Below are 8,738 nucleotides of genomic sequence, written 5' to 3'. Positions count from 1 at the left end.
GTATTGAGCATAGTCGAGATTGGTGCAGATCACTTCTGATATTGAACTGTCAGGAGCTGGCTGCACAACAGCCATTACGCCCAATCAACTGGTGCAGTCGTCTTCTGAAAATGACAGGTGGTTCTAAAAAGGTATACCCCATTAAAACCACTCAATACCCTCTCGAAAACAATATTGAAACCACTTATATTGAACCGAAAATTCAGAACCAGTTTAAACAGACCGATGGAGGTTTCAGTGTTCATACGGGCGTATTTACGTGCATCGACAGTGGAGCAGGATGCTGAGCGGGCACGAGAGCTGCTGATTGGTTTTGCTGCAGAGCATGGCAATCAGATAGCCAGTTTCTATGTGGAGAATGAGTCTGGTGCGACGTTGGACAGGCCTGAGCTTATGCGGCTGATCCGCGATGCTGCAGATCGTGACATTGTGCTGGTAGAGCAGATTGATCGTCTGGCCCGCCTCAATCAGACGGATTGGCAAACATTGAAGCAGTTGCTGGCTCAGAAACAGCTCTCAATCGTTTCTCCGGAGCTTCCGACTTCCTGGGTAGCGTTACAGGGGGACAGCCGCTCCGAGTTCACCTGCGCCATCTTGCAGGCTGTAAATGGCATGCTGCTGGATATGCTCGCAGCCGTCGCTCGCAAGGATTATGAAGATCGCCGACGCAGGCAACAGCAGGGTATTGCCAAGGCTAGGGATGAGGGGAAATATCGCGGTCGCCAGAAAGATGAAAAGAAGCGTCAGCACATCGCACAGTTGTTGAGCACCGGACACAGCTACTCGGTGATCCAGGAAATGTTGGGCTGCTCCCGCCATCTGATTTCGTGCGTGGCAAAAGAGGTCCGTTCAGCAAAATAGCGGGTCATTTATCCGAGGCTCCCATGCGACGCTTCTCGATATACAGCCACGCAGCAAAGGCGCCAAACCCTATCAGGAATGAAAACAGGAGGATCAGGATGACGATGCTGTTCATGGTGATGGCCTCAGGTGTAGCGGATAAAGGATGCAATCAGGTGATCGTGTGACCAAACTCCATATCACCATGGACTTCGCTCAGGAAAAAATCAACAACGCACTGAAAGTATTGAAGTTTGTTCGCTCGTAACAAACATGATTGCGTGGAATCACGCAGGATGTGGAGCCATGGAATGAACACTGTCATTCCCAACCAATTCCCGTCCTGTTTCTTTCCACATAACTATCTATCTGGAAAAGTGGTGCGAATTTTCCACATAGTGGAATGCCAGTTCAGAACGAGTTATGTGGAATCCTGATCGAAGACTTCCTATCTATCTGGAAATTTCGTGCCGTTTTTCTCTCTGGAATATTGGTCATCTTGTTTGAAGGGATTATGGACCTTGGTGTGCTGGAATTGATGGGGGGCAGATTCCTATCTATCTGGAATCTTGGCCTCTGCATTCAGCGAGAGCCAAACCGGCTGACTTGCTATGGGACTAACTCAAGCGATGCCCTTCAACAATCATTCACTACGACCTAGTTACGCCATTGCCAGACGTTTCCTTGACCCGAAGGCATGCCATCAAGAGCTGCACCCATGTTGCTTTATGAGTCTGAAATCAATAAAACCCGGCTGAATTTATGAGAGAATCTTGAGCAATATTGTCCCCCGACCGGAAGAGTGCTCATGGCCGAGATCAACAAAGCAACCCTCACCGAAGCCGACATCATCTCGAAATACCTGCTGCCTGCTATCAAGGCTGCTGGGTGGGATGACCTGACCCAGGTTCGCCAAGAGGTGAAGCTGCGGGATGGCAAGGTGGTGGTGCGCGGCCAGATGGCGGCACGTAAAAAGGTCAAATCGGCCGATATCGTGCTCTATCACAAGATGGGCTTGCCACTGGCGGTGATCGAGGCCAAAGCCAACAAGCATGAGATTGGCAAGGGGATGCAACAGGGGCTCGATTATGCCCGCCTGCTGGATGTGCCGTTCGTATTTGCCAGCAACGGCGATGGCTTCGTATTTCATGACAAGACCAATCCGGCCAAGCTGGAATCCGAGATCGCGCTGGAGGACTTCCCCAGCCCCGGCCAGCTTTGGGACAAACTCTGCACCTGGAAGGGTTACACCCAGGCACAGTTGCCTGTCATCAGTCAGGACTATTACTCGGATGGCAGCGGCAAATCTCCCCGCTATTATCAGCTGCAGGCCATCAACAAGACCGTAGAAGCCATCTCGAAAGATGAGGATCGGGTATTGCTGGTGATGGCCACCGGCACCGGCAAGACCTACACCGCATTCCAGATCATCTGGCGTTTGTGGAAGGCGGGCGCCAAGAAGCGCATCCTGTTTCTGGCCGATCGCAACATTCTAGTAGATCAAACCAAGATCAATGATTTTCAGCCCTTTGGCTCGGCCATGACCAAGGTCACCGGGCGCACGATCGACCCCGCCTATGAGATCCACCTTGCCCTCTATCAGGCGCTCACCGGACCAGAAGAGTCACAGAAAGCCTTCAAGCAGGTCTCCCCTGATTTCTTCGACCTGATCGTGGTGGATGAGTGCCATCGGGGCAGTGCCGCTGAAGACAGCGCCTGGCGCGAGATCCTCGAATACTTCTCATCGGCTACCCAGATTGGTCTCACCGCCACGCCCAAAGAGACCGAGACCGTCTCCAGTACCGATTACTTCGGTGACCCTGTTTATACCTACTCCCTCAAAGAGGGGATCGAAGATGGCTTTCTTGCCCCCTACAAGGTGGTGCGGGTCGATATCGATGTCGATCTGCAGGGGTGGCGTCCCACCAAAGGGCAGATGGACAAACAGGGCAACCTGATTGAAGACCGTATTTATAACCAGAAGGATTTTGACCGCACCCTGGTGATCGACGAGCGTACCCAGCTGGTGGCCGAAACCATCACCAACTACCTCAAGAAAACCGACCCGATGGCCAAGACCATCGTGTTCTGCAACGACATCGATCATGCCGACCGGATGCGACGGGCGCTGGCGAACCTTAACCCCGAGCAGATGCTGAAAGATGATCGGTATGTGATGAAAATCACCGGCGATGATGACCTTGGCAAAGCCCAGCTCGACAACTTCATCAACCCGAAAAAGCCCTATCCGGTCATCGCTACTACCTCCGAGCTGATGACCACTGGCGTCGATGCCAAGACCTGCAAGCTGGTGGTGCTGGACCAAAACATCCAGTCCATGACCAAGTTCAAGCAGATCATCGGCCGTGGCACCCGTATCGACGACAAGTACGGCAAGCTCTGGTTCACCATTCTCGACTTCAAGAAGGCCACCGAGCTGTTTGCCGATCCCCGTTTCGACGGTGAGCCGGAGCGCGTCATGGTGGTCAAACCGGCAGACATCAACAATCCGGATGAAGGCTTGGGCGATATCATCGATGGCGCCGATCCACTGCCTGCCGATGAACCCGGCAACCATGACGATCCGCTTGCTCCCGGGATTGATGAGGAGTCTGGCAGCTACACAACCGGTAGTAACTGTGGCCAGAGTGGCTCAGGGGGTCAGGGCACAGGCCCGCTGGGTGACCCCGAGCCCGGGGTCAGCAAGTATTATGTCAACGGCGTGGCGGTCAGCGTTATCGCCGAGCGGGTGCAGTATTACGATGCCGATGGCAAGTTGGTGACCGAATCCTTCAAGGACTACACCAAAAAGACCCTGCTCAAAGAGTTTGCCACCCTCGATGCGTTCACCAAACGCTGGCAAGCCGCCGAACGCAAGCAAGCCATTATGGATGAATTGGCTCAGGCGGGCGTGCTGTGGGAGGTGTTGGAGCAGGAAGTGGGTAAGGAGCTCGACCCGTTCGACCTTATCTGCCACGTGGTATACGATCAGCCGCCACTGACCCGCCGCGAGCGTGCCAACAACGTCAAAAAGCGCAACTACTTCACCAAGTACAACGACACCGCCCAGCAGGTGCTTACCAGCCTGCTCGACAAGTATGCCGATCAGGGGGTGACCGAGATTGAGACCAAGGATGCGCTAAAAGTCGCCCCCTTTACCGAGTTGGGGCGCCCGCTGGAGTTGGCCAAGAAGGGTTTTGGTGGCCCCAAACAGTTCGAGCAAGCCATCACCGAACTGGAACAAGAAATTTACCGTGAGCAGCAGAGCGCCTGACGACCTGACTGCTTCTGAACTACCATGCGGCCATTCCAATGATGGCCGCTTGTTTTATCGATCTTCCTGACGCATTCGCCCCTGTATTCGTCACCATTTTTGTAAAAAGCAGAGAACCCCATGTCATCCATCAGCTCAGTCATCAAATCCATTCAGGACATCATGCGCAAGGACGCCGGTATTGACGGTGATGCCCAACGCCTCGGTCAGCTCTCCTGGCTGCTGTTTTTGAAAGTGTTCGACGCCCAGGAAGAGGAGCTGGAGTTTGAGCAGGATAACTACCGCTGCCCCATCCCCGAACGCTTCCTGTGGCGCAAGTGGGCGGCCGATAGCGAAGGGCTGACCGGCGATGCCCTGCTCGATTTCGTCAACAACGATCTGTTCGACAGCCTGAAAAACCAGCCAGCCAATATCAGTCTCAACCCTCGTGGCTATGTGGTGAAAGAGGCATTCAGCGATGCCTTCAACTACATGAAGAACGGCACCCTGCTCAAGCAGGTGATCAACAAGCTCAACGAGATCGACTTTACCGACAGCAGCGAACGCCACCTGTTTGGTGACATCTACGAGCAGATCCTGCGTGACCTGCAAAGCGCCGGTAACGCGGGCGAGTTCTACACCCCCCGCGCCGTCACGCGCTTTATGGTCAACCGCATCGACCCCAAACTCGGCGAGCGGATCATGGACCCGGCCTGCGGTACCGGCGGCTTTCTCGCCTGCGCCTTTGATCATGTCAAAGAGCACTATGTCGAGACCTCAGCCGACCATCAGACCCTGCAGCAGCAGATCCTGGGGGTTGAGAAGAAGCAGTTGCCGCACCTCCTTTGCACCACCAATATGCTGCTGCACGGCATCGAGGTGCCGGTGCAGATCCGTCACGGCAACACCCTCGACAAGCCGCTGTCGAGCTGGGATAGCGATATCGATGTGATCCTCACCAAACCCGCCCTTTGGCGGTACCGAGGAGGATGGTATCGAGCAGAACTTCCCCGCCGATCTGCGCACCCGCGAAACCGCCGACCTGTTCCTGCAGCTCATCATCGAAGTTCTGAAAAAGGGTGGTCGCGCCGCCGTGGTGCTGCCTGATGGAACTCTGTTTGGCGAAGGGGTCAAAACCAAGATCAAGCAACTGCTCACTGCTGAGTGCAACCTGCACACCATAGTGCGGCTGCCCAACGGCGTGTTTGCCCCCTATACCGGCATCAAGACTAATATCCTCTTCTTCACCAAGGGCCAGCCCACCAAGGATGTCTGGTTCTACGAGCACCCCTATCCTGCTGGGGTGAAAAACTACAGCAAGACCAAGCCGATGAAGTTCGAGGAGTTCGAAGCCGAGATTGCCTGGTGGGGCGATGAGGCTGACGGCTTTGCTGCCCGGGTAGAGAACGAGCAAGCGTGGAAGGTCGGTATCGAGACCATTATCGAGCGCAACTTTAACCTCGATATCAAAAACCCCCATGTCGGCGAGCAGATAAGCCATGACCCTGACGAGCTGCTGGCGTGCTATGCCACAGAGCAGGCCGAAATCCAGGCCCTGCGTGACCAGCTAAAAGCCATTCTGGGCGAGGCCTTGGGCAAAGGTGCGATCAAGCAAGAGGGGCAGGCATAATGGCGATCGAGAATCTGATTACCGACCATCTGGATCTCTGGACTGCGGCAGTGCGCCCCAAAAGCAGTGCCGGGCGCGGCAGCAACAGCAAGCTGGAACTCACCGGCATCAAAAAGCTGCGCGAGCTGATCCTGGAGTTGGCCGTGCGCGGCAAATTGGTACCGCAAGACCCCAGCGATGAACCCGCCTCCGTGCTGCTGGAGCGCATCGCAGCCGAAAAGGCGCTGTTGGTCAAAGAGGGCAAGATTAAAAAGCCCAAAGCCTTGCCGGAAATTAGCGAGGAGGAGAAACGTATTGAGCTGCCAGAGGGGTGGGCTGAATTAAGATTAGGTGCCGCTATCAATGTGCTAAATGGTCGTGCATACAAAAAACATGAAATGCTTGAGTCTGGTACTCCATTACTCCGTGTCGGTAATCTATTCACATCAGATAAATGGTACTATTCAGATCTTGAATTAGAGCCGGAAAAATACATCGACAATGGAGACTTAATCTACTCTTGGTCAGCATCCTTCGGCCCCTTTATCTGGAGTGGTGGTAGAGTTATATACCATTATCATATATGGAAAATGGATATATTTGACCCTAATTCCTTAGATAAACACTTTATGTGTTTATATCTTGATGCTATATCTGCAAGCATCAAAGCATCTGGCAATGGTATTGCTATGGTGCATATGACTAAGGAAAAAATGGAGCAATTGGTTATTCCAATTCCACCTATTTCCGAACAACACCGTATCGTTGCCAAAGTGGATGAGCTAATGGCCCTCTGCGACCAGTTGGAGCAGCACAGCGAATCACAGTTGGCTGCCCATCAGACGTTGGTGGAGACTCTGCTTACCACGCTGACAGACAGCGCAGATGCCGATGAGCTGTCGCAAAATTGGGCGCGGCTAAGCACTCACTTCGATACCCTCTTTACCACTGAGGCCAGCATTGACGCCTTGAAACAGACCATCCTGCAACTGGCGGTAATGGGCAAGCTGGTACCGCAAGACCCGAGCGATGAACCCGCTTCAGCTCTACTGGAACGTATCGCTGCCGAAAAGGCGCGGCTGGTCAAAGAGAAGAAAATCAAAAAAGAAAAACCGCTACCTGAGATTAGTGAAAACGAAAAGCCGTTTGAGCTACCGCAGGGATGGGTGTTTGAAAGGATCGCTGTATTTGGACTTGTAGGCACTGGTGCTACACCATCGAGAAGCAATCCCGCCTATTGGGAACCAGCGGAAATTAACTGGGTATCTAGTGGGGAGACGGCTGAGCTATTTGTTGGTAAAACGAAAGAGCAAATATCGAAATTAGCCATAAAAGAAACTAACGTTTCTATCTATCCTGTAGGCACTTTAATCGTTGCAATGTATGGACAAGGGAAAACAAGAGGGCAAATAACTGAATTACTTGAACCAGCAGGTACTAACCAAGCATGTGCTGCAATTAGGTTGATTGATGAAACAAAAGCTCATAAGGATTTTGTAAAATTGTTCTTCCGGAAAGCCTACCTTGAATTAAGGGAGCATGCGGCTGGTGGAGCACAACCGAATTTAAATGTTGGCAAAATTGCGAGCACCGTTATCCCACTTCCTCCAATTGACGAACAGCATCGCATCGTCGCCAAAGTGGATGAACTAATGACCCTCTGCGATCAACTTAAATCCCGCCTGCAAACCAGCCAGCAGACCCAGCTTGCTTTGGCCGAGTCGCTGGTAGAGGGGGCGCTAAGCTGATGCCCTACACCAAGCCGTGGCTTAGCCATCAGGATCAGCTTGCCCAACTGCAACGGCGCGGCATGACCATCACCGATCAGGCCATCGCCCTCGATTATCTCGAACGCATCGGTTACTACCGGCTCAGTGGCTACTGGTATCCGTTTCGCGAACGCTCTGGCGAGGTGATTCTGTTATCTGAGCAGGGCAGAAAGCCGCAGAAAATCAAAACGACCCGTGTCGCGCTGGAACACTTCAAGGCGAGTAGCCGCTTCATCGATGCGGTTGAACTCTATGTGTTCGACAAGCGACTGCGCATGTTGGCGATGGATGCGCTGGAGCGGATCGAAATCGCCATTCGTGTCGATATTTCCCACACCTTGGGGCAGCTTGACCCCTTCGCCTATCTCAAGCCGGAGTGTCTGTTTGCCGGTTTCAGCCAGCAACTTGACGAGAGCAGCGGCGTCAGTAAGCATCACGACTGGTTAGGGAAACACGGCAGATTGATTGGCCGATCCAAAGAGGAGTTCGTCAAACACAACAAGGTCAAATATGGGCTGCCGCTGCCAATTTGGGTGGCCTGTGAAGTCTGGGATTTTGGCACCATGTCAACGCTCTATGCAGGCATGAGAGAGACGGAACAGGATCAGATCGCGGCAGCCTATGGCGTTGCTAATGGCCGGGTCTTTGCAACCTGGCTGCGCAGTCTCAACTACTTGCGCAATGTGTGTGCTCACCATAGCCGGTTGTGGAATCGCAACATTACGGAACAGCCAAAGCTGCCGCATGCTGCCAATTTGCCTTGGGTTGCGAGCTACACAAACAATCACCATGCGCAGGCTCGCTGCTTTTTGCTGCTACGGATCTGCCGCCACCTGATGGCTTATATCAACCCAAACTCAAGCTGGCCGCAGCGGATGCACAAGCATCTCAACGCTTTCCCGGATCTGGCCCATATAGGCCTCGATCTATCGGGCATGGGCGCCCCGATTAACTGGCGAGAGGATTGGTAGGGTAAATCGCGGGCAACAAAAAACCCCTGAGCAGTTTTGCTGACTGGCAGCATCACCGACAGGGGCCGTGTTGCGAAAATAGTGCGCCCAGTGGGCGTATCTGTCAAGGTTTTTGGGCTGATCGGGCCAGCGATGCTGGATGACTGCAGTGACAAGATCCTGCCGTGGACGGCATTTTTCATTGAACATGAGCACCAACGGCGCAAGTACAACAAGCGCTCATGTACAGGACCTTAAGCGGCGAGTCCATTTAAAACGCCTTCCAAGGTCCTGTTCTGTATCGACTTTCTCTGCTT

The 8,738-nt window shown here is 53.3% G+C and carries 7 protein-coding genes; all 7 read left to right on the top strand.

The genetic code is table 11. From position 1 onward, the window contains the following. A partial coding sequence (locus tag PG899_RS24320) for a hypothetical protein (protein ID WP_442866367.1) occupies positions 1–287 on the top strand: 287 nt, incomplete at its 5' end. Next, positions 238–861 (top strand): recombinase family protein, encoded by a 624-nt coding sequence (locus tag PG899_RS23280; protein WP_158198436.1) that lies wholly within the window; start codon positions 238–240, stop codon positions 859–861. The genes PG899_RS24320 and PG899_RS23280, both read left to right, overlap by 50 nt. A 787-nt stretch (positions 862–1,648) precedes the next feature. Further along, positions 1,649–4,114 carry an EcoAI/FtnUII family type I restriction enzme subunit R gene (gene hsdR / locus PG899_RS23275; protein ID WP_182926637.1) on the top strand — a complete coding sequence of 822 codons (2,466 nt, stop codon included), beginning with the start codon at positions 1,649–1,651 and terminating at the stop codon, positions 4,112–4,114. A 120-nt stretch (positions 4,115–4,234) separates the two neighbouring features. Beyond that, positions 4,235–5,200 (top strand): HsdM family class I SAM-dependent methyltransferase, encoded by a 966-nt coding sequence (locus PG899_RS23270; RefSeq protein ID WP_270697769.1) that lies wholly within the window; start codon positions 4,235–4,237, stop codon positions 5,198–5,200. Beyond that, the gene (locus tag PG899_RS23265) at positions 5,088–5,723 is read left to right on the top strand and encodes an N-6 DNA methylase (protein ID WP_333563668.1); all 636 of its coding nucleotides are present in this window, start codon (positions 5,088–5,090) and stop codon (positions 5,721–5,723) included. Before PG899_RS23270 ends, PG899_RS23265 begins: the two co-directional genes overlap by 113 nt. Beyond that, positions 5,723–7,450: a restriction endonuclease subunit S gene (locus PG899_RS23260; protein WP_182926641.1), complete on the top strand. Its 1,728-nt coding sequence runs from the start codon at positions 5,723–5,725 to the stop codon at positions 7,448–7,450. The genes PG899_RS23265 and PG899_RS23260 overlap by 1 nt, the downstream gene beginning before the upstream one ends. Beyond that, on the top strand, positions 7,450–8,442 hold the full coding sequence (locus PG899_RS23255; RefSeq protein ID WP_182926643.1) for an Abi family protein: 993 nt from the start codon (positions 7,450–7,452) through the stop codon (positions 8,440–8,442). The genes PG899_RS23260 and PG899_RS23255 overlap by 1 nt, the downstream gene beginning before the upstream one ends. Positions 8,443–8,738 lie beyond the last annotated feature (296 nt).

It is taken from the genome of Aeromonas sp. QDB39 (assembly GCF_027707585.1).
Lineage (GTDB): Bacteria > Pseudomonadota > Gammaproteobacteria > Enterobacterales > Aeromonadaceae > Aeromonas > Aeromonas hydrophila.
Note: the sequence above shows the minus strand (reverse complement) of the source record. Positions and strands in the feature narration are given on the sequence as shown.